This window comes from Pseudomonas sp. SG20056, assembly GCF_031764535.1.
GTDB lineage: Bacteria > Pseudomonadota > Gammaproteobacteria > Pseudomonadales > Pseudomonadaceae > Aquipseudomonas.
This window is the reverse complement of the sequence record NZ_CP134499.1, coordinates 3,159,375-3,180,711: the sequence shown is the minus strand read 5'-3', so window position 1 is coordinate 3,180,711 and position 21,337 is coordinate 3,159,375. Positions and strand designations below refer to the sequence as shown.

Genomic DNA, 21,337 nt, shown 5'->3' with positions numbered 1-21,337 from the left:
ACTGGACTAGTGAGTTTGCTATTTTTACTATACCCGCCAGTATAAATATTCAAAAGCCTCCACAAAGGTTAGTCATCATGTTTCGTCATGCACTGTCTGTTGCGTTGCCTGTCAGTCTTATCCTGTTGCTTGCTGCCTGCGGCAATGGCGAGCCCGCCAAGGTCGCCGTGCGCCCGGCCATGGTGGTGCAGCCACAACTGGCTGGCGAACTGATGGATGCCTACCCCGGTGAGGTGCGTGCGCGCCTGGAGCCGGAGCTGGCGTTCCGTATCGGTGGCAAGGTGGCCAAGCGCCTGGTCGATGTCGGCGCGCGGGTGAAGAAGGATCAGCCCCTGGCTGAGCTGGATCCGCAGGACGTGCGCCTACAGCTGGAAGCCATCCGCGCCCAGGTGGCAGCGGCCGAGGCCAACCTGCAACTGGTGCGCGCCGAGCGTGATCGCTACAAGGCGCTGCTGGCACGCAACCTGGTCAGCCGCTCGCAATACGACAATGCCGAGAACACCTACCGTTCCGGTGAAGCGCGCCTGAAACAGGTGAAAGCCGAATTCAACGTGGCCAACAACCAGGCCGGTTACGCCGTGCTGCGTGCGTCCCAGGACGGCGTGGTAGCGCAGCGTATGGTCGAAGTCGGTCAGGTGGTCGCCGCCGGACAAACCGTGTTTACCCTGGCTGCTGACGGTGAGCGTGAAGTGCTGATCAACCTGCCGGAGCAAGCCTTCGAGCGCTTCAAGGTCGGTCAGGATGTGGCGGTTGAGCTGTGGTCGCAGCCGGATCAGCGCTTCCCCGGTCGTATCCGTGAGATGTCGCCGTCGGCCGACCCGCAATCGCGCACCTTTGCCGCTCGCGTGGCGTTCGTGGAAGGCAAGGTGCCGGCCGAACTGGGCCAGAGCGCCCGCGTCTTCATTGCCCACAACGGCGACGTGCCGCTGGCCGTGCCGCTGTCGGCAGTCACGGCCGAGAAGGGCCAGCCCTATGTCTGGGTGGTCGACCCCAAGGATTCCACCCTCAAGCGCACCGACGTGCGCATTGGTGCCTACGGTGAGAAAACCGTGCCGGTGCTCGAAGGCCTGCAAGCCTCCGACTGGGTAGTCGCAGCCGGTGGTCAGGTGCTGCGTGAAGGCCAGCAGGTGCGTCCGGTAGACCGCGACAACCGTGCGGTGCAGCTGACGGCCAAGGCCGACCTGACGGTCGAGGAGTAAGCCCGATGGATTTCAACCTATCCGCCTGGGCGCTGCGTAACCGCCAGATCGTCCTGTACCTCATGCTGCTGCTGGCTGTGGTGGGGGCTATTTCCTACACCAAGCTGGGTCAGAGCGAAGACCCGCCCTTTACCTTCAAGGCCATGGTGGTGCGCACCAACTGGCCAGGGGCGAGCGCCGAGGAAGTCTCGCGCCAGGTTACCGAGCGCATCGAAAAGAAGCTGATGGAGACCGGCGACTACGACAAAATCGTCTCGTTCTCGCGTCCGGGTGAATCCCAGGTGACCTTTATTGCCCGCGATTCGATGCACTCTGCCGACATTCCCGATCTGTTCTATCAGGTGCGCAAGAAGGTCAGCGATATTCGCCACACCTTGCCCCAGGGCATTCAGGGGCCGTTCTACAACGACGAATTCGGCACTACCTTCGGCAATATCTACGCCCTGACCGGTGAGGGCTTCGACTACGCCGTGCTCAAGGATTACGCCGACCGCGTCCAGCTGCAGCTACAGCGGGTCAAGGATGTAGGCAAGGTTGATCTGCTCGGCCTGCAGGACGAGAAGGTGTGGATCGAGCTGTCCAACACCAAGTTGGCGACCCTTGGCCTGCCACTCGCTGCCGTGCAGCAGGCGCTGGAAGAACAGAACGCCGTGGCCGCTGCCGGCTTCTTCGAAACAGCCTCGGATCGCGTGCAACTGCGCGTCACCGGGCGTTTTGAAACGGTCGATGAAATCCGCAATTTCCCGATTCGCGTGGCCGACCGCACCTTCCGTATCGCCGATGTGGCCGAGGTCAAACGCGGCTTCAATGATCCGCCCGCACCGCGCATGCGCTACATGGGTGAGGATGCCATTGGCCTGGCGGTTTCGATGAAAGCCGGTGGCGACATTCTGGCACTGGGTGAGGCGCTGGAAGGTGAGTTCGCTCGCCTGCAGGAAACCCTGCCGGCCGGCATGCAGCTGAGCAAGGTGTCCGATCAGCCGGCAGCGGTGAAAACCGGCGTTGGTGAGTTCGTTCGGGTGCTCACCGAAGCGGTGATCATCGTGCTGCTGGTGAGCTTCTTCTCCCTCGGCCTGCGCACCGGTCTGGTGGTGGCGCTGTCGATTCCGCTGGTGTTGGCGATGACCTTTGCCGCCATGTACTACCTCGGCATTGGCCTGCACAAGATTTCCCTCGGCGCGCTGGTGCTGGCGCTGGGCCTGATGGTGGATGACGCGATCATTGCCGTGGAGATGATGGCGATCAAGATGGAGCAGGGTTATGACCGCATCAAAGCGGCCAGTTATGCCTGGACCAGTACCGCCTTCCCGATGCTCACCGGCACCCTGATTACTGCTGCCGGCTTCCTGCCGATTGCCACTGCGCAGTCGGGCACCGGCGAATACACCCGCTCGATCTTCCAGGTGGTGGCAATTGCCCTGCTGGTGTCGTGGATCGCCGCCGTGGTGTTTGTGCCGTACCTCGGCGCCAAGCTGCTGCCCGATCTGGCCAAGCTGCACGCGGCCAAGCATGGCGGCAGTGCAGACGGCCATGACCCATACGGCACGCCGTTCTACCGGCGCGTGCGCACAGCGGTGGAGTGGTGCGTACGTCGGCGTAAAACCGTGATCGTGCTAACTATCGCGCTGTTTGTTGGCTCCATTCTGCTGTTCCGCTTTGTGCCGCAGCAGTTCTTCCCGGCCTCCGGCCGTCTGGAGCTGATGGTCGACCTCAAACTCAGTGAAGGTGCGTCCCTGGCCGCCACCGAGGAGCAGGCCAAGCGTCTGGAGAAATTGCTCAGTGGCCATGAAGGCATCGACAACTTTGTCGCCTACGTCGGCACCGGTTCGCCGCGCTTCTACCTGCCGCTGGACCAGCAACTGCCGGCCGCCAGCTTTGCCCAGTTTGTGGTGCTGGCGAAAAGCATCGAAGACCGCGAGAAGATCCGCACCTGGCTGATCGAGGTGCTCAACGACGAGTTCCCGACCTTGCGTACGCGTATCTCGCGTCTGGAGAACGGTCCGCCCGTGGGCTATCCGGTGCAGTTCCGCGTCTCCGGCGAGCATATCGACGAGGTGCGTCAGTTGGCCCGTCAGGTGGCCGACAAGGTGCGCGAGAACAGCCATGTGAGCAACGTGCACCTGGACTGGGAAGAGCCGAGCAAGGTGGTGCGCCTGAACATTGATCAGGAGCGTGCCCGCGCCCTGGGTGTGAGCACCGCTGATCTGTCGCGCTTCCTGCAAAGCTCGCTGACCGGCTCGCCCGTCAGCCAGTACCGCGAAGGCAACGAGCTGATCGAAATCCTCCTGCGCGGCACCCTGAGTGAGCGTCAGGAACTCGGTCTGCTGCCGAGCCTGGCGGTGCCCACCGACAATGGCCGCAGCGTGCCGCTGTCGCAGATCGCCACCCTGGAGTACGGCTTCGAAGAAGGCATCATCTGGCACCGCAACCGTCTGCCGACCGTCACCGTGCGGGCCGATGTGTATGGCGCCGAGCAGCCGGCCAGCCTGGTCAAGCAGATCCTGCCGACCCTTGAACCGGTGCGTGCACAACTGCCGGACGGCTACCAGCTGGATGTCGGTGGCACCGTGGAAGACTCCAGCCGTGGGCAGAAGTCAGTCAACGCCGGTGTCCCGCTGTTTATCGTGGTGGTGCTGACTCTGCTGATGTTGCAGCTGAAAAGCTTCTCGCGCTCGGCCATGGTGTTCCTCACCGCACCGCTGGGGCTGATCGGTGTGACCCTGTTCCTGCTGATCTTCCGCCAGCCGTTCGGTTTCGTCGCCATGCTCGGCACCATCGCCCTGTCGGGGATGATCATGCGTAACTCGGTGATTCTGGTCGACCAGATCGAGCAGGACATCGAAGCCGGCATGGACCGCTGGCACGCGATTATCGAAGCCACCGTGCGGCGCTTCCGCCCCATCGTGCTGACTGCCCTGGCGGCGGTACTGGCGATGATCCCGCTGTCGCGCAGCGTGTTCTTCGGGCCGATGGCCGTAGCGATCATGGGCGGTCTGATCGTCGCCACCGCGCTGACCCTGCTGTTCCTGCCGGCGCTGTATGCGGCGTGGTTCCGGGTCAAGGAAGTGGAAGCGAAACCAGCCTGAAGCGGTGGTTGCTGATGTGAAAAAGCCAGGCCCAGTGCCTGGCTTTTTTATGCCTTTCGGATAGGGCGTTTGCTGGCCAGCTGTCAAAAATATGCAACTACCTGCAGCTGCGCTTGAGCAGGTTATGCAGCGATTACAGTCTGTTACAGAGGCGTGCAGAGCGTTTCGGCGAATTATCTGCTTACGTTTCGTCGTTTTTGTTTGACATATTTTACGTATTTGCCAGACTGCGCGACCTTGAACGGGCGCGTGCAGCTACCCGTCAAAAATGGTCATAACAAAAACCTGTAGCCCATCGATCCGTCCTGCGCCGCCTGCGCGGGCCATGCATGCGGTGGGCTGACGTCTGTGGAACGGGAAAGCATGCTGATCTGGTTCGTTGCGCTCTATTTGCTGGTGACTGTCGCCATCGGTTTCTACGCCTCCACCCGGGTGCACAACACCCGCGATTTCGCCTCCGGTGGTCGTAGCATGGGCTTCCCCATCGTCGCCGCCATGGTGTTTGCCACCTGGTTTGGCAGCGAGGCGGTACTGGGCATCCCCGCCACCTTCCTCGAAGAAGGCTTTGCCGGCATCGTCGAAGACCCGTTCGGCTCCTTTGGTTGCCTGTTCCTGGTCGGCCTGATCATCGCCCGGCCGCTGTACCGGATGAACCTGCTGACCATCGGCGACTACTTCAAGAAACGCTTCGGCCCACAGGTCGAGCTGATCATCAGCCTAGTCATCGTCATGTCCTACCTGGGCTGGATCGCTGCGCAGCTGATTGCGCTTGGCCTAGTGTTCAACGTCATCTCCGACGGCAGCATCAGCACCACCCAGGGCATGTTCCTCGGCACCTTTATCGTGCTGCTGTACACCCTGTTCGGCGGCATGTGGTCGATTGCCCTGACCGACTTCTTCCAGATGATCATCATCGTCGTCGGCCTGATCTACCTGGTCTGGCTGTTCAGCGACATGGCCGGCGGCGCCGACCTGGTGATCAGCAAAGCGGCCAGCGATGGCAAGTTCACCTTTATGCACGCTTTCGAGCCCAAGGACATCGTCGCCTTTATCGGCGCGGCGGTGACCATGATGCTCGGCTCCATCCCGCAGCAGGACGTGTACCAGCGCGTGATGTCGGCCAAGAGCGAAAACATCGCCGCCCGCGCCTCGATGACCGGCGCGGTGTTCTACCTCGGCTTCTGCATGCTGCCGGTGTTTCTGGTGTACGCCGCCTCGATGATCGACCCGGCGCTGGTCGAGAAATGGCTGGCCGAAGACTCGCAGATGATTCTGCCGCTGATGATCCTGGAAAAGACCCCGCTGTTCGCCCAGATCATGTTCTTCGGTGCGCTGCTCTCGGCGATCATGTCCACTGCCTCCGGCACCCTGCTGGCGCCGTCGGTGACCCTGACCGAGAACGTTCTCAAGCGCTTTTTGCCGGTGCTTAACGACAAGCAGTTCCTGCTGCTGATGCGCGTCACCATCGTGGTCTGCGCCGCGGCCACCCTGAGCTTTGCCCTGTATTCGGATGCGAGCATCTACGAGATGGTCGGCAACGCCTACAAGGTAACCCTGGTGGCGGCCGTGGTGCCGTTGTTCGCCGGGCTGTTCTGGAAGCGCGCGACCACCCAGGGCGCGCTGGTTGCCATCGCCTTTGGTCTGGTGTCGTGGATCTACCTGGAATACACCTGGACCGAAGCCGCCTTCTGGCCGCCGCAGCTGGCGGGCCTGCTGTTCAGCATGGCCGGTATGTTGATTGGTACGCTGTTGCCGCAGTGGAGCCGTAATCAGAACGGCACGCTGGTGGCGCAGGTGGAATAAGCCTGGTGCTTGCCTGACCAAACCCCGCTGATTGGCGGGGTTTTGTTTTTGCGCCTGACGAAGGCTGTCAGCCTGTAGGAGGGGCTTTAGCCGCGAGCTTTGCTGCTTTGTTTGCGCCGCTTTTGTAGTGTTCCTGCTATTGGTTCCGCCCTTACGGCGGCTCACTTTTGGCAAACGCCCCAAAAGTAAGCAAAAGGTCTTGCCCCTTGCATCCGGCCCGACTTCGTCGGGTTCCCTCGCTCCATCATTGCTCCAGAGGCACGCCGCGAAGGGCCATCCCTGGCCCATCGCGGCTCTCGCGGCATCCATGCCGCTCAACCCCTTGCGCAACGATTCCACTCGGCCTGCTGATGGGGCGTTTGGCGTCGTCTGTGAGGTCGGTGTTTTTAGCAGCACAGCAAACTGTAGGAGCGGGCTTGCCCGCGATGCTGTTGCTTCGGCTTTTACGCTCTGCCATCCAGAAATCGCCTAGGCGACGCGGTCCCCGAATCCCGTCAGGAGGCCGAGCGTAGGTGCTGTGGAGAGGGGCGTTTGGCATGGATGCCAAACGAGGCATGTCGGGCCATGGATGGCCCGTCTTGCCGACCCTCGGAACAGCACCGGAGCGAGGGGAGTTGAGCGCAGCGAAACCCGGATGTCGGGCGCGCTTTCTCTTTGGTTACTTTCTCTTTGCGCGAGCAAAGAGAAAGTAACTCGCCGTAAGGGCGAAAGGGAGAGTTACATTCAAAGCAGATGCGGCGGAAGAACATGTGATGGCGATGTTTGGTAATGAAAATTTGAACATGACGGCGGACAAGCTTCGATTTATCCACTATTCAGGCTGGATGGTCCGCGACCGTTACCTGTAGTTCAAAGGTATATGCAGCGATGGCGGTGATCGGTGTAGGGGCTTTATTCTTCATGCCGCCAGTTTCGGCGGCACGAGTGTGGAGTTAGAGATTGACGGGGGTTAGTAGGTTCCACAGCCAGTTGATTAGCCAGAGCATCGGAGCTGTGGCACCAGCAATCATAAGAAGCTCCCAAGGCGTGAGCACATGCTGGAGCTTTTCTAAATAGCCGCGCCGGTTCCTAATGTCGGTGAACCACCACCAGCGCACGAGCATCCGGTCAAGCACACTCGGACGCTCAAGCAGACTTTCAACACGGTTGAACGTAAAGAAACTAGGCACAAGCCTCATAACCCAATCACGGGTTATATCGTCGGTGTTGTAAGTGTGGGTGTAGAGAAGTGCGTTATTTTTCTTCCCGTTTTTCTCAATTTTGGGTGGTGTGAAAAAAACCTGAACAATCCCCTGGCCTGGAGAGTGGTGAACTACAAGTTGCGCTCCCTCTTCGTAGTCGATGGTATGTTTTTCACCTTCCTCCGTTCGCTCAAGAACTCCGGTTCCAGTCTGCCGTGTCATAAACCAAAGGATAACGGCAGTCTCTCCTAGCGGAAATTTTCCATTGCGTTGTCCAAAGTCGTCAAAGGAGGGCTGGAACCACTCGGGCTCAGCCACAAACAAGGCCACGCCATGCTTGTCACCCTCTGCCGCAACCTCTCTAAATACTTCAAGGACTCGCTGAGCATGCAATGGCCAATTTCGGTTGACCCGTTCACACCTCAATTGGTTTTTGATTCTTTTGCGGCTTTCTTTACGCCACATTTTCTGCAAATCCATTTTCACCTGCTCTAATCCACGCTTGGAATACTCAACAAGGCGTTAGACCAGCGTTAGAAACGCAGATCAACCCTAAGCCTAGGCTTCGGCGGCGCTGCGTATTGCGTCGCCAACGTGGGTTACAACGGTATTTGATTGTTCGGCGAGGTCAATGCTTAGAGCTAGGGCCAGTACCAGTGACATCCTTGTCATCAATCATCTCCATTCCTTCGGACGTACCAGCGCCTAGCTTCTTATTGCTTAATCGCTATCCCGCGTTCGAACTGGCGCGCCTTACAACGCCCCAAACACCTTCTTCGCCAAACTGGTCGCCGCACCAGCTGGGTTCTCGCGGATGCTGGCTTCCTGCTCGGCGATCATCGCAAACAGGCCATCCAGCGCCTGCTCGGTCACGTAGTTCTCGATATTCGCGCTTTTCGCGTCGATCACGCCGAAGCTCGCGGCTTGGCCGGCGAAGCTGTTGTATTGCTTGGCCAGGCCGACCTGGTCGGTGGCTTGCTTGACGATGGGCAGGAACTTGGCGCGGATCTGTTCGCGGCTGGTCTTGTTCAGGTACTGGGTGGCGGAGTCTTGCGGGCCGCTGAGGATGCTCTTGGCGTCTTGCACGGTCATCTTCTTCACCGAATCCACCAGCAGCGCCTGGGCTTGCGGTACGGCGGCTTCGGCGGCTTTGTTCATGCTTGCTTCGAGCTGATCAACCTGTGCGCCCATGCCCATCATCTTCATGGTTTTTGCGGCTTTGCCGAGGTTGCCCGGCAGCTCGATGCGTACGTCCGGGTTGTTGCTGAAACCGCCGGGTTTGCCCAGTTGCTGCACGGCTACTTTGGCGCCTTGGGTGAGGGCATCCTTGAGGCCGCCGCTGGCGTCGCTTTGCGAGAGGTCGGCCAGTGACAGGGCGAAGGCACTGCTGGAGAGGGCGAGGCCGGCGGCCAGGGAGATAAGACGAAGCATGATGGGCATCCTTGTACGTTGGGTAAGGCAGTAACTGGAGCTTAACGGAGTGACGCGCGCAGGCAAATGTACTCGTGTCGTGCTCTGGCTGTTACAAGCCTGCACAGGTCGTTGGTTCTGCGCGGGTCAAGCGCCACGGCCCTGCGCTTATTCATCTATAACTCACTGTATGCGTCTGACGTATTCGGCGGCAGGCGGCGCGTACGCAAATTGCATAGGCAAAGGCGTATCTGCAGTACCTGATCTTGCTGGTGGAACTAGGAGTGGTTCGTAAGCAGTTCTGGTAGTCCCTCTGAGCGTCCTTTCTAAGCAGGAGTAATGGCATGGCTTTTGTCCCCGTTCGGCTGTCGCAGCGTTTGACCCTCGGTTGCGTCGTCCTTCTGATTCTGACCGCGCTGGCGGTGTTTGCCGTGATGGCGTTGCGGGGCCAGCCACGCGTGGTGGCAGCCAGTGGCGAGCTGATTGAGCAGACCGGCAGCGCCATCGTGCGCCAGCTGGCGTTGCAGTTGGCCAAGATAGAGGGGGTGACAGCCAGCCTGGCGCACCTGGCCGAAGTGCTGCCGCGTGAAGAGCCGCTGTACCTCAACAGCCTGCCCAATCTGATCGACAGCCAGGGTGATAAAGCGATTGCCGGCGGCGGTGTGTGGCCGGAGCCAAATGCCTTTAGCGAGGGCACGGCGCGCCGCAGTTTCTTCTGGGCGCGTGGTGCAGATGGCCGCTTGAGCTATTCCGACGATTACAACGCCGCCGATGGCCCCGGTTATCACAACGATGCCTGGTACACCGGCGCGCGCAGCAGCAAGGCCGGTCAGTGCCTGTGGTCGGAGGCTTATCAGGATGCGGTGACTGGTGTGCCGATGGTCACCTGCAGCGTGCCTTACCAGCTTGAAGGGCACTTTGCCGGTGTCGCGACCTTGGACTTGCTGTTGGATGATCTGGCGCGCTTTCTAACCGAGCAGGGCAAGGTCACCGATGGCTATGCCTTCGCCCTTGATCAGGCGGGCAACGTGCTGCATTTCCCGAACATGACCGGCGCTAAGGGCGGTTCGATGCTCAAGTTTGCCGATCTGGCGCAGCAGCACAGCTGGCTCAAACCGGTGCAGGAGGCGCTGAACAGCAGCAGTTCGGGGGCGATTCGCAACCTGGATCTGGAAAACGATGAGCAGCTCAAGCAGGCCAGCCGCGTCAGCCTGTTTGTGATGCCCGACACCGGCTGGGTAATCGGCCTGGCGACCCCACAGGAACGGGTCACGGGTTTGGCGCGTGCGCTGACCTGGGAGATTTTGCTGTTCCTGCTGCCGCTGCTGGCGGTGTTGCTGGCGCTGGCCTGGTTGGCTGGGCGCAAGTTGATCGGCCAACTGGAAGAAACTACTGCGCAGATCGACTCTCTGGGCCGTGGTTCGGCTAGCCGTGGTGTGGAATTGAGCGTGGAGCGCGAGGATGAAATCGGCGCGCTACGCCACGCGGTCAATCGCTATGCTGGGCAGTTACGCACCATGCTCCAGCGCATCGCCGAGGAAGCCGATCATCTGCAGGCCGAAGCCGCACAACTGGGCGGTTTGAGCAGCACCCTGGCCGGGCGTGCCGAGCAGCAGCGGCAAGAGAACACCCAACTGGCGGCAGCGATTACCGAGATGTCGTCGAGTGCTCAGGAAGTGGCGCAGAACACCAACGACTGCGCCAATACCGCGCAGAGCTCGCTGGTGGTGGTGCAGCAGGGGCAGCAGAAGGTCGCGTCCAACAGCTCGGCGATTCAGGCGCTGTCGGCGGAGATGGCTGACGCGGCCTCGGTGATCAGTCGGTTGGAGAAAGACAGCCAGCAGGTCGGCGCCGTGCTGGATGTGATCAAGGCGATTTCCGAACAGACCAACCTGCTGGCGTTGAATGCCGCCATCGAGGCTGCGCGGGCTGGTGAGCAGGGGCGTGGATTTGCCGTGGTCGCCGATGAAGTGCGTACCCTGGCCGGTAAAACCCAGGCCTCGGCCAATGAGATCAGCACCATGATCAGCGCTCTGCAGCAGGCTTCACGCCAGGCGGTACAGGCCATGCAGGCCGGTGAGGCGCGTACCGAACATGCGGTGGTAGAGGCCGAAGGCGCGGCGACAGCGCTGTCCAGTACGGTGCAGAGTTTCGATGATATTTCCCAACGCGCTCAGCAGATCGCCGTGGCGGCGCAACAGCAAAGCCATGTGACCCAGGAGATCAACGAACTGGCGGTGCGTATCCACAGCATCAGCGAAGAAAACGCCCGCGATGCCCAGGCGCTGGATCAGGTCAGCAGCGCCATGCAGGCGTTGTCGTCACGCCTGACCGGGTTGAGTCGCGGCTAGCTGTTTAAGCGCTGCAACTCGCGACGCACCATCTGTGCGTAAGCGGCGGGCTTGAGAGCGTACAGCTCGGCGGCGACCCAGCTAAGCCAACGGCCACCCAGCTCGGCCTTGGCAGCCAGCAGGCGCTGGGCTTCAGCTTCAGCGCGGGTCTGGTTGGCTTGGTGAAACGCCGCACGGGAGGGCCGTGCGGAGTTGTCGTCAGTTTCGCTCATAACGCTGCGGCCAGGCCGGTTTACACCGGCTCGGCGACATCCTCGTTGCGATCCATGGCCACCTGGCGGATCGACAGGCGAATCTCCGCCGGTAGCACGCGCTTGGCGGCGCCTTCGGCCAGTTCGCTGAGCAGCGGGTGGTGGCTGAGTTTGCCGGCTTCATCCTGACGCAGCACGCCCTGGTCGAGCAGGCTCTGGATAAAGTGGCGGAACAGGCTCTTGTCGAAGAACTCCGGGGCGTTGAGGCCATGCAGGATCGACAGGCGCTGGGCCATCACGGTGCAGAGGTCTTCCAGCTCTTCGGCGCTGATGGAGTTCTGCCCGGCATTCAGTAGCAGGGCAGTGGCCATGTAGAAGCGCTGCAGGGTCTGCACGATTGCGCGGGCCAGCAGGGTGAGCAGGACGAATTCGCGCGAGCTGGGTGCCGGGCGCACGTACATGTCGCCATCGAGCTTGAGCAGGCCCTGTTCAACGAAGGCGGTCAGCCACTGATCGACCACGCCGTCCAGCTCATCCAGGTTCCAGCGGATAAACAGCTCGGCTTGCAGGTAGGGGTAGAGTGCGCGAGTAAAGCGCAGGATCTGCTCGCGGCTCATCCGTGCGCTGCTCTGGAAGAAGCTCGCCAGCAACGCCGGCAGGGCGAAGATGTGCAGCACGTTGTTGCGGTAGTAGGTCATCAGAACGGCGTTCTGCTCGTCCAGGTAAAGGATCTTGCCGAGGGCGTCCTTCTGTTCGGCGAGCAGGTCCATCTTCTGCACGTATTCGATCAGCGCCTGGCCATTGCCGTCTGGCAGGGTGGTGTGCGGCGAGTAGGGCACGCTGCGCAGCAGGGCCAGGTAGAGGTCGAGCACCCGCGACAGGGCGCGTTCGTCCAGGGCCAGCTTGCTGGTGGAGAGCAGCGCCAGGGCCACCAGGTTGACCGGGTTGATCGCCGCCGCCTCGTTAAGGTGTTGGGCCACGCGTTCGCCGAGGTTGTTGGTGGCTTCATTCAGCCAGGCCGGGCGGTATTGGGTGCCGTAATCCTGCTCGCGCCAGTCGGGCTGCTGCTGGTCGAGGAACTCCGCCAGCTTGATCGGCTCGCCGAAGTTGACCCAGACATGGCCAAAGCGCTGCTTGAGCGCGCCGATGACCTTGAAGATGTCGAAGATCGACTCCTTCTTCTTGCTCGCGCCGCGCAGCTCGCCCAGGTAGGTGCGGCCTTCCAGTACGCGCTCATAGCCGATATACACCGGCACGAAGACCACCGGCAGGCGGTTGCTGCGCAAAAAGCTGCGCATGGTGATGGCCAGCATCCCGGTTTTCGGTTGCAGCATGCGCCCGGTGCGAGAACGGCCGCCTTCGACGAAGTACTCGACCGGGAAGCCCTTGCTGAACAGGGTGTGCAGGTATTCGTTGAACACCGCGGTGTACAGCGGGTTGCCCTTGAAGGTGCGGCGCATAAAGAACGCGCCGCCACGCCGCAGCAGGCCGCCGATCACCGGCATGTTGAGGTTGATGCCGGCAGCGATGTGCGGCGGCGTCAGGCCGTTGCGGAACAGCAGGTAGGACAGCAGCAGGTAGTCGATATGGCTGCGGTGGCAGGGCACATAGATCACCTCGTGGCCCTGGGCGACTTCCTGCACGCCTTCGATATGGTTGACCTTGATGCCGTCGTAGATCTTGTTCCAGAACCAGCTCAGCACCAGTTCGAGGAAGCGAATGGCGGTGTAGGTGTAGTCCGAGGCGATCTCGTTGCCATAGCGCAGAGCCTGGCTTTCAGCCTTCTCCAGGCTGATGTTCTCGCGTTCGGCTTCTTCGATGATCGCCTGGCGCACCTGCGGGCCATGCACCAGGCCTTTGACCAGGTTGCGCCGGTGCGACACGTCCGGGCCGATCACGGCGGCTTTCTGATTGCGGAAGTGCACGCGCAGGATGCGCTGGACCATGCGCAGGGTGCGCTCGTGGCCTTTGTCCTGCTCGACCAGCTCGCGCAGATGAATCGGCGTGGAGAACTGCACGCGGGTCTTGCGGCCGAGAATCAGGATGCTTACCAAGCGGCGCAGACGCCCGGTGACCGCCCAGCTGTCGGCGAACAGCAGCTTCCACGGGCTGGTTTCGCGGTCCGGCGACTGGCCCCAGAACACGCTGACCGGAATGATCTGCGCGTCGTCCACGGCATGCTGGCTCAGCGCGCTGACCAGGCGTTGCAGGGTGGGCGAGATGCCGCGTTTGTCCTGCCGGCCGAGCCAGTCGGGCTCCGGGGTCAGGTAGAAGAAGGCGGCAGGCTCCAGCAATTCACCCACGGCCACCGGTAGCACCGGGCGCGGCAGGCCGGCCTTGCGGCATTCCGTATCGACCACCGCCAGGTCACTCAGCGACGGCTGCTGCAGCACGTAGAACACCGGCTTGCTGCGGTCGAGCTTGAGGGTAAAGGCGGACTGGTTGATGGTTTCCGAGCGCACCCAGAGGTACAGCACGCGGCGCAAGGTGCCAAAAACGAGACGGCGGAGCGGAGATCGGGTCATACGGAGTCTGCAGGCTGAAAACGAGCATTTGCTCGGGGGGCGTAGTGTGCCGGATCGCTTGGCTGGCGGCAAAAATCTTCTAGGGTTTAGCAGGCGTCAGCTGGGTTGCGAAATTTTTTCAGCGCAGCTGTAACAGCCGCCGGTCGGCCTCGTCTATTGGGCCGAGGCAGCCAATCGGCCGCCACTGTAAACCACCATTGGAGCGTTGCCATGAACCATCTGAACACTGTTGTTGCATCCCTGGGCGCGGTACTGCTGAGCAGCGCTGCATTGAGCGTGCAGGCCGCGAGCAACCCGTTTGCCGCACAGGAACTGAGCAGCGGCTACAGCCTGGCTGCTGGCGAAAAGTCCGCTGAAGGCAGCTGCGGCGAAGGCAAATGCGGCGGCGAAATGAAAAAAGCCGAAGGCGAAGGCAAGTGCGGCGAGGGTAAATGCGGTGGCGAAGCCAAGGCCGAAGGCGAAGGCAAGTGCGGTGAAGGCAAATGCGGCGGCGAGCAGAAAGCCGAGTAACGGACTGAGTGCAGGGGCAGAGCATGCAGATGGATTTCGTTAACGGTGCCGGGCTGGGCCTGCGTCGCGGCCTGCTTGGCGCGCTGCAGGAGTGCAGCACAGACGAGGTGGATTTCCTCGAGCTGGCGCCGGAGAACTGGATCGGTGTCGGTGGGCGCCTGGGCAAGCAGCTGCGTGCCCTGAGCGAGCGCCTGCCGCTGCTCTGCCATGGTCTGTCCCTTAACCTCGGTGGCTTTTCGCCGTTGGATATCGAGCTGCTCAAAGCCATCAAGGGCTTTCTCGACCTGCATGGCGTGCGCGGTTACAGCGAGCATCTGTCGGCTTGCGCCGACCATGGCCAGCTGTATGACCTGATGCCGCTGCCGTTTTCCGAGGAGTCGGTGCGGCGTATCGCCGAGCGCGTGCGCATCGTGCAGGACGTGCTGGAGCGTCCGCTGATCATCGAGAACGTCTCGGCCTATGCGCAGTTGCCGGGCGAGCTGGATGAAGCGGCGTTTGTCAGCGCGGTGCTGGAGCAGGCCGACTGTCAGCTGTTGCTCGACGTGAATAACGTCTTCGTCAACAGCATCAATTTCAACTTTGATGCGTCGGGCTATATCGCCAGTCTGCCCAGTGCGCGCATCGCCTATCTGCATGTGGCCGGGCATTACGACCAGGCCAGTGATTTGAAGATCGACACTCACGGCGCGCCGGTGATCGACCCAGTGTGGGCGCTGCTGGAACAGGCCTACGCCGTTCACGGTGTGCGCCCGACTTTGCTGGAACGGGACTTCAACTTCCCGCCGATTGCCGAGCTGTATGCCGAGGTGGCGCAGATTCGTCAGCTGCAAGCAGCTGCGACATCGGTTGCCGCTCCGTTTAGAGGCTACGGCACATGAGTGGCGTTGGCGCACAGTGCGCGTTTGCCGCGCGGATTCGCCAACCGGCAGAGCAGCCCTTGCTGGAGGGCGTTACGGCCGAGCGGATGGCAGTGTATGAAGCACTGTTCTTCAACAATATCGAAGGCTTTATCAGCGGCGCCTTCCCGGTGCTGCACCGCCTGATCGAGGCTGATCGCTGGCAGCGTCTGGTGCGCAGTTTTATCGCCGAGCACCAGGCACGCACGCCGTATTTCTTGCAAATCAGCCAGGAGTTTCTCGCCTGGTTGCAGCAGGGCTATGTCGCCGAAGCAGGCGATCCGCCATTTATCCTCGAACTGGCGCATTACGAGTGGGTTGAGCTGGCGTTGGATGTCAGCGAGGCCGAAGTGCCGATGCAGGGCTGGTCGCCACTGGCCTGGCCGCTGGCGTATCAGTGGCCGGTGCAGCGTATTGGTGGCGACTTCCAGCCGACAACGCCGCCGGGCGAGCCGACGTGTTTGCTGGTCTGGCGCGATGGGCAGGACAAGGTGCGCTTTATGCAAATCAGCCCCTTTGCCTATCAGCTGGCGACACGCCTGCAGGCTGGTGAAGGCGCTGACGCCGCATTGTTGGCTTTGGCCCGGCAGCATGGTCTGAGCGCCGACACGCAGTACTTCAGCAACGCTCACAACCTGCTGGCGGAATGGGGCCGCCAGGAAATCTGGTATTCCCCCGTCACCTAATCACTTGACCCCGGCACCCTCGGTGTCGACCTGCGGAGATGTCCCATGCTGAGCTTTTTCAATCGTCTCCAGGATGCCCTGGACGCTACCCGTCGTCTGGATTTTATCGGCCCATTATTGCTGCGCCTGTACCTGGTGCCGGTGTTCTGGATGGCCGGTATGCACAAACTGGCGGACATCGACGCCACCGCCGCCTGGTTCGGCAACCCGGATTGGGGTCTGGGTTTGCCATTCCCCGAGTTGCTGGCCTGGGCCGCTGCCCTGACCGAGGCGGGCGGGGCGCTGCTGCTGTTATTCGGCCTGGCGGTGCGCTGGGTCAGCATCCCGTTGATCGTCACCATGCTGGTGGCGATCTTCGCCGTGCACCTGCCCTACGGTTGGCAGGCGATTGCCGATGCCAGTGCGCCGTTTGCTAATGAGCGGGTCATGGAATCGGTGGGTAAGCTTGAACGCGCCCGCGAACTGCTCAAAGAGCACGGCAATTACGACTGGCTGACCAGCAGCGGCAAGCTGGTGGTGCTGAACAACGGCATCGAGTTTGCTGCCACTTATCTGGTGATGCTAGTGGCGCTGTTCTTCAGCGGCGCGGGGCGCTGGTTGAGCCTGGACTACTGGTTGGCCAATGCCATGCGCAAGCAACCATAAGCCGAATTTGGCCCGCCGCTGCAATGGCGGTGGGCCGCTGGCATGCCTGTGCTAGAGCGCTGCCGCTGCGTTATAGGCAAAGGAAGTAAAAAGTTCCGTTGTAATCAAATATTTATATATCAGCAACTGCCCTGAAATATCCCGCCGCCAAGATTCCCTCCAGCACGAACGAGCCCCAGCGCTCGGGTGTTTTCAACACTTAAAAGTCCATTTAGAGGAATCTTCGATGATCCGTAAGCACAGCTTTCGTGGAGTAATGGCCGGCTTCGCAACCAGCGCTCTGGCCCTGGCCGTTTCCGCCCAGGCTTTCGCCGGTACCGTCACCACTGACGGCGCCGATCTCGTGATCAAGACCAAGGGTGGCCTGGAAGTCGCCACCACCGACAAAGAATTCAGCTTCAAACTGGGCGGCAAGCTGCAGTGGGATGCCACCAACTTTGATGGTCTGCGCGCCGCAGCAGAGGACAGCCCGTTCGATAGCACTTTCAACACCTATATCCGTCGTGCTGAGCTGTCTATCGAAGGTGTTGCGTACAAGAACTGGGGTTACGGTTTCACCCTGGAACACGATGGTTCGGATGACAACGCGACTGAGTTTACCGATGCCTACTTCAGCTACGACGGTCTTGATTTTGCCAGCGTGACCATTGGTCGTTTTGGCGTGGATTACGGCTTGGAAAACACCACCAGCTCTTCGTGGATCACTGGTATTGAGCGTCCGTTCATGTACGACTACCTCAATGGTGACGAAGACACCAACTTTGGCGTGGCGGTTAAACACAGCGGCGACAATTATGGTCTGCTGGCTCAGGCTGCTACCTACAAGACCGAATACAACGATGGCGATACAGATAACGATGAGTCGTTTGGTTATACGCTGCGTGCCAACTGGGCTCCTTACATGAACGGTACCGACGTTGTTCACCTCGGCGCCAACTTCCACAGCAACAACCCGGATGACGACCGTGCCCGCGTTCGCACCCGTATGGGCCTGCGCAGTGATGGTGATGACCGTCTGGCCTTCACCGATACTCGCGTGACCGACAAAGATATCGAGTGGTTGCTGGAAGCCGGTGCCCAGTTCGGCGGTCTGCGTGCACAAGCCGAATACTTCAGCCGTAGCATCAGTGGCAAGAGCACAACTGGCACTTCCCAGGACGTTGATGTTGACGGTTACTACGCTCAGGTTGGCTACATGTTTGGCGGTGTTCGTGGTTTCAAAGCTGCCGATGGCAAGTGGGATAAACCAACTGAAGCCGGTGCAATCGAAGTGTTTGCCCGCTATGAAAACAGCACTATCGACGGTGATGCTTCCGCCGTTAGCACCAACATCATCGCTGGCGTGGCTCCGGTTAGCGTCAATGACGAGTTTGAAACCAGTGCCATGGTTGTCGGCGTCAACTACTTCCCGACTAAAGCCATTCGCATGAGCTTGAACTACGTCGATTATGAAGTTGACAACGTCAACACCAATGCCAGCCTGACCAAGAACGGCAAAACCTACAAAGTAGAAGACGACGGCCAGGCCATCGTTGGTCGTCTGCAGTACGTGTTCTAAGTAACACCGCTCAACTGCTGCTCCTATCTTTAAGCCCCGCCTAGTGCGGGGCTTTTTTTCGCAATTTTTATGTGGGGAAGGACCGATGCGCGTTTTGGCTGTGTTGCTACTGATGGCGGGTATGAGTGCTGCGGCTGTGGCTGAGGATTACCGTGCGGCCAAGCCCGGTGAGTTGTTGCAGGTGCGCCTTGAACAGTTGCACCCGACCCAGGCCGTGGTGGGTTATGACCAGATTTTTTACAAACTGGGGCGTTTTGCCAAAGAGCCGAACAAACTCTTCGATGAGTACTGCGAGGGCAATGGCCAGGGCGAAAGCAGTAAGGTGCCAAAGGGCGCCAATCTGCATCAGCCGGACAGCTTTAGTTGCCAGGGCGCAGTGGCTTCACGCAGCAGTGAGATGAAAACTGTGGTGGTCGGCCCAGAGGGTAAGTTGTACCTGACCGATGGTCACCATACGTTCACCACGTTGTGGGAGCAGCCTGAAGGCGGTGCAAAGCTGCAGATGTGGGTCAAGGTGACCGACAACTTCAGCGACAGCGCGGATCTGGCCAGCTTCTGGCAGCGCATGCAGGATGCACGCAAGGTCTGGCTCAAGAATGGCCAGGGTCAGGTGATCACCCCAGAGCAGATTCCAGCGCAGCTCGGCCTGAACAGCCTGGGGGATGATCCCTTCCGCGCGCTGGTGTATTTCACCCGTGAAGTGGCCTACGACAAACCGCGTTCGGGCGACGTGGCACCGGAGTTTCTTGAGTTCTACTGGGGCAACTGGCTGCGCGGGCAGCTCAACCTGAGCGAGTACGACCTGCGCGACAAAGGCGACTACCGCGACGCGATTGGCGAGGCAGCCAAGCTGATGGTAGCGCTGCAGGCTGACAGCCCGGTGGGTGACAGCGGCTTCAAGGCGGCTGAGCTGGGCGGCTACTCCTCCGTCGACCGCAAGGAAATGAGCAAGATGGCCAGCAAGAAACTGCCGTATATGGTTGCCTACAAGGCCACGCGCTGAAACTGCCATGGCGCGCCAGGCAAGGTGTCTGGCGCTGGGCTTGGCGCTATAGTGCAGCCTTGCCCGAATCACCGAGCTACCGATGTTGCCGACCAGCCTGAACTCCATCCATGAAATTGCCGCCAGTCAGTGGGACGCGCTGCTGACTGATGCGCAGCCTTTCTTGCGCCACGCCTTTCTCGCGGCACTGGAAGACAGTGGCAGTGTGGGCGGGCGCACTGGCTGGCAGCCGGCCCATATGGTTTTAAAGGGCGAGCAAAGCCAACTGCTGGCAGCCATGCCGAGCTACGTGAAAAGCCACTCATACGGCGAATACGTGTTCGATCATGGCTGGGCGGATGCCTGCCACCGTGCGGGCATCGACTACTACCCCAAGCTGCTCGGTGCGATTCCTTTTTCGCCTGTGGCGGGCCAGCGCGTGTTGGGCGAGCCACAGGCGGCTGGGCTGTTACTTGATGAGCTCAGCGCTGGCCTGGAGCAACAGGGGCTGTCGAGCCTGCATATAAACTTCACCACCGAGGCCGAAAATGCCCTGCTGCAGGGCCGCGATGGCTGGTTGTCGCGTCTGGGTTGTCAGTTTCACTGGCGTAACCGTGGCTACCGGGATTTTCAGGATTTCCTTGATGCGCTCAGTTCGCGCAAGCGTAAACAGATGCGCAAAGAGCGTGAGCAGGTGGCGGGGCAGGGCATCGAGTTTGACTGGCGTGAGGGCCATCAGCTCAGTGAGCTGGAGTGGGATTTCGTCTACCTGTGTTACGCCAATACCTACCGGGTGCGCGGCCAGTCACCCTATCTGACGCGCGCCTTTTTTAGTCTGCTGGCCGAGCGCATGCCCGAGATGATCCGCGTGGTGCTCGCCCATCAGGCCGGTAGACCGGTGGCCATGGCCTTTAGCCTGGTCGGTGGAGACAGCCTGTACGGACGTTACTGGGGTTGTCTGGCCGAGTTTGATCGGCTGCATTTTGAGACCTGTTTTTATCAGGGCATGGACTTTGCCATTGCCAATGGCCTGCAACGCTTCGACGCCGGTGCCCAGGGCGAGCACAAGCTGATTCGTGGTTTTGAACCGGTCATCACCCACTCCTGGCACTACCTCTGCCACCCCGGCTTGCGCAATGCCGTGGCGAACTTTCTCGCCGAAGAACAGCACGGCGTGCGCGGCTACGCCGAACAGGCTCGCGAGCTGCTGCCGTACCGCCAATAGCACCGCCGGCTCGCGCAGCTTAGCGGGCCGGCAACTACGCTCTGAGCATGTCCGCAGCTTTGCGAGGTGTGTTGTGAGTGCATTTGCCCTGGTCGATAAGCTCTGGCTGCTGCCGGGCGTGGCGGTCAACCTGACCCTGTTTCTGAATATGCTTGGTGCGCTGCTGCTCGGCCTGCTGGTCGGTTATGAGCGTTCCTACCATGGCCGGGCGGCGGGCATGCGCACCTATGGCATGGTCTGCATGGCGTCTTGTGCGCTGACGGTGCTCTGCGTGTACCCGCAGCACTGGTTGGGTGATCACTCATTGGCCAGCGTCGACCCGACACGGGTGATTCAGGGCGTGGTCACCGGTATCGGTTTTCTCGGCGCCGGGCTGATCATGAAGGACGGCATGAGCATCAGCGGCCTGACCACAGCGGCGTCGATCTGGGCGTCTTCGGCGATTGGTGTGCTGGTGGGCGTGGGCTTTTATGGCGCGGCGGTGCTGCTTAGCCTGATTTCCGCCGGGTTGATGATGTGGGGCGCCAAGCTGGAAGCGCGGCTACCATCGCGCCCGGCGCTGGCCATTGTGCTGCGTTTCGCTCCGGGGTTTGTCCGCCCGCATGAGGCGCGTTTGCGCGAGATTGCCCGCGAGCGCGGCTATGTGATTGCCGGCGGTTCGTTCACCGTGAGCTTTGATCAGGGCCAGCTGGAGTGGCGCTTTGTCGCCGTGGCGGTGGACGGGCAGAAGAGTGCGCGGATCAGCGATATGGCCGACGAGCTGGCGCAGCTGGAAGGGGTGGCGAAGTTTCAGATGGCCCATGCGCGCAACTGAGCTTCGCCCATCCGTTCTTAAAGCCTATTCACGATCTCGCGAGCTAGAGTCCTGCAAGGCGCTACGTTAGTAACAGCCTCCGGCTGGTCAAAACAGGCGAGAAACGCAGCGCAGCGGAGTAACAGCCAACGGCTGGCCCGCAGGGTTAGCGCAGCGAATCAAGCGGAGTGTACTTTTGTACATGAGCATTACTCGCTCCGCTCGCCCTTCGGCCGCGCTAAAGCGCGTTAGCCGCAAGCGGCTTTCCGAGCCTGTTTTTAACGCCGCAGGGCCGA

Annotated in this window: 16 protein-coding genes and 1 pseudogene; 13 read left to right on the top strand and 4 right to left on the bottom strand. The window is 60.8% G+C overall.

Annotated features, from left to right (window positions below):
* Positions 1-77 precede the first annotated feature (77 nt).
* From RHP75_RS15145 to RHP75_RS15135, 3 genes are all read left to right on the top strand, one after another.
* Positions 78-1,199 (top strand): efflux RND transporter periplasmic adaptor subunit, encoded by a 1,122-nt coding sequence (locus RHP75_RS15145; protein ID WP_311088913.1) that lies wholly within the window; start codon positions 78-80, stop codon positions 1,197-1,199.
* Positions 1,200-1,204: 5 nt separating this feature from the next.
* A complete protein-coding gene (locus tag RHP75_RS15140; RefSeq protein ID WP_311088912.1) occupies positions 1,205-4,285 on the top strand; it encodes an efflux RND transporter permease subunit in 3,081 nt (1,026 codons plus the stop codon).
* Between the two features lie 363 nt (positions 4,286-4,648).
* Entirely contained in the window at positions 4,649-6,088 is a 1,440-nt protein-coding gene (locus RHP75_RS15135; RefSeq protein ID WP_311088911.1) for a sodium:solute symporter family protein, read from the top strand.
* A gap of 932 nt (positions 6,089-7,020) precedes the next feature.
* Here RHP75_RS15135 and RHP75_RS15130 read toward each other — a convergent pair.
* Together RHP75_RS15130 and RHP75_RS15125 are read right to left on the bottom strand one after the other, a co-directional pair.
* The gene (locus tag RHP75_RS15130) at positions 7,021-7,749 is read right to left on the bottom strand and encodes a hypothetical protein (RefSeq protein ID WP_311088910.1); all 729 of its coding nucleotides are present in this window, start codon (positions 7,747-7,749) and stop codon (positions 7,021-7,023) included.
* Between the two features lie 273 nt (positions 7,750-8,022).
* Positions 8,023-8,700, bottom strand: a complete 678-nt coding sequence (locus tag RHP75_RS15125; RefSeq protein WP_160085204.1) for a DUF4197 domain-containing protein — start codon at positions 8,698-8,700, stop codon at positions 8,023-8,025.
* 323 nt (positions 8,701-9,023) lie between these two features.
* Between RHP75_RS15125 and RHP75_RS21345 the strand changes: the two are divergent.
* Positions 9,024-9,863 (top strand): annotated as a pseudogene (locus RHP75_RS21345) (cache domain-containing protein); the annotation flags it as partial.
* Between the two features lie 36 nt (positions 9,864-9,899).
* Entirely contained in the window at positions 9,900-11,030 is a 1,131-nt protein-coding gene (locus RHP75_RS21340; RefSeq protein WP_409079742.1) for a methyl-accepting chemotaxis protein, read from the top strand.
* Here RHP75_RS21340 and RHP75_RS15115 read toward each other — a convergent pair.
* Together RHP75_RS15115 and plsB are read right to left on the bottom strand one after the other, a co-directional pair.
* Positions 11,027-11,242, bottom strand: coding sequence for a hypothetical protein (locus RHP75_RS15115; protein WP_311088908.1), 216 nt, complete (start codon positions 11,240-11,242; stop codon positions 11,027-11,029). The two genes, RHP75_RS21340 and RHP75_RS15115, sit on opposite strands and share 4 nt — an antisense overlap.
* Positions 11,243-11,262: 20 nt before the next feature.
* Positions 11,263-13,746, bottom strand: coding sequence for a glycerol-3-phosphate 1-O-acyltransferase PlsB (gene plsB, locus RHP75_RS15110; protein ID WP_311088907.1), 2,484 nt, complete (start codon positions 13,744-13,746; stop codon positions 11,263-11,265).
* 210 nt (positions 13,747-13,956) lie between these two features.
* On the opposite strand from plsB, the gene RHP75_RS15105 reads away from it, so the two are divergent.
* From RHP75_RS15105 to RHP75_RS15070, 8 genes are all read left to right on the top strand, one after another.
* Complete coding sequence (locus tag RHP75_RS15105; RefSeq protein WP_160085201.1) at positions 13,957-14,256, top strand: hypothetical protein; 300 nt, start codon at positions 13,957-13,959, stop codon at positions 14,254-14,256.
* A gap of 23 nt (positions 14,257-14,279) precedes the next feature.
* Entirely contained in the window at positions 14,280-15,134 is an 855-nt protein-coding gene (locus tag RHP75_RS15100; RefSeq protein ID WP_311088906.1) for a DUF692 domain-containing protein, read from the top strand.
* Complete coding sequence (locus RHP75_RS15095; protein WP_311088905.1) at positions 15,131-15,838, top strand: putative DNA-binding domain-containing protein; 708 nt, start codon at positions 15,131-15,133, stop codon at positions 15,836-15,838. The genes RHP75_RS15100 and RHP75_RS15095 overlap by 4 nt, the downstream gene beginning before the upstream one ends.
* Before the next feature lie 45 nt (positions 15,839-15,883).
* Positions 15,884-16,483, top strand: a complete 600-nt coding sequence (locus RHP75_RS15090) for a DoxX family protein (protein WP_311088904.1) — start codon at positions 15,884-15,886, stop codon at positions 16,481-16,483.
* A 226-nt stretch (positions 16,484-16,709) separates the two neighbouring features.
* Positions 16,710-18,041: an OprO/OprP family phosphate-selective porin gene (locus RHP75_RS15085; protein WP_090248507.1), complete on the top strand. Its 1,332-nt coding sequence runs from the start codon at positions 16,710-16,712 to the stop codon at positions 18,039-18,041.
* An 85-nt stretch (positions 18,042-18,126) separates the two neighbouring features.
* A complete protein-coding gene (locus tag RHP75_RS15080; protein ID WP_311088903.1) occupies positions 18,127-19,044 on the top strand; it encodes a ParB/Srx family N-terminal domain-containing protein in 918 nt (305 codons plus the stop codon).
* Positions 19,045-19,126: 82 nt separating this feature from the next.
* On the top strand, positions 19,127-20,248 hold the full coding sequence (locus RHP75_RS15075) for a GNAT family N-acetyltransferase (RefSeq protein WP_311088902.1): 1,122 nt from the start codon (positions 19,127-19,129) through the stop codon (positions 20,246-20,248).
* A gap of 73 nt (positions 20,249-20,321) precedes the next feature.
* Complete coding sequence (locus RHP75_RS15070; RefSeq protein ID WP_311088901.1) at positions 20,322-21,062, top strand: MgtC/SapB family protein; 741 nt, start codon at positions 20,322-20,324, stop codon at positions 21,060-21,062.
* Positions 21,063-21,337: the final 275 nt, after the last annotated feature.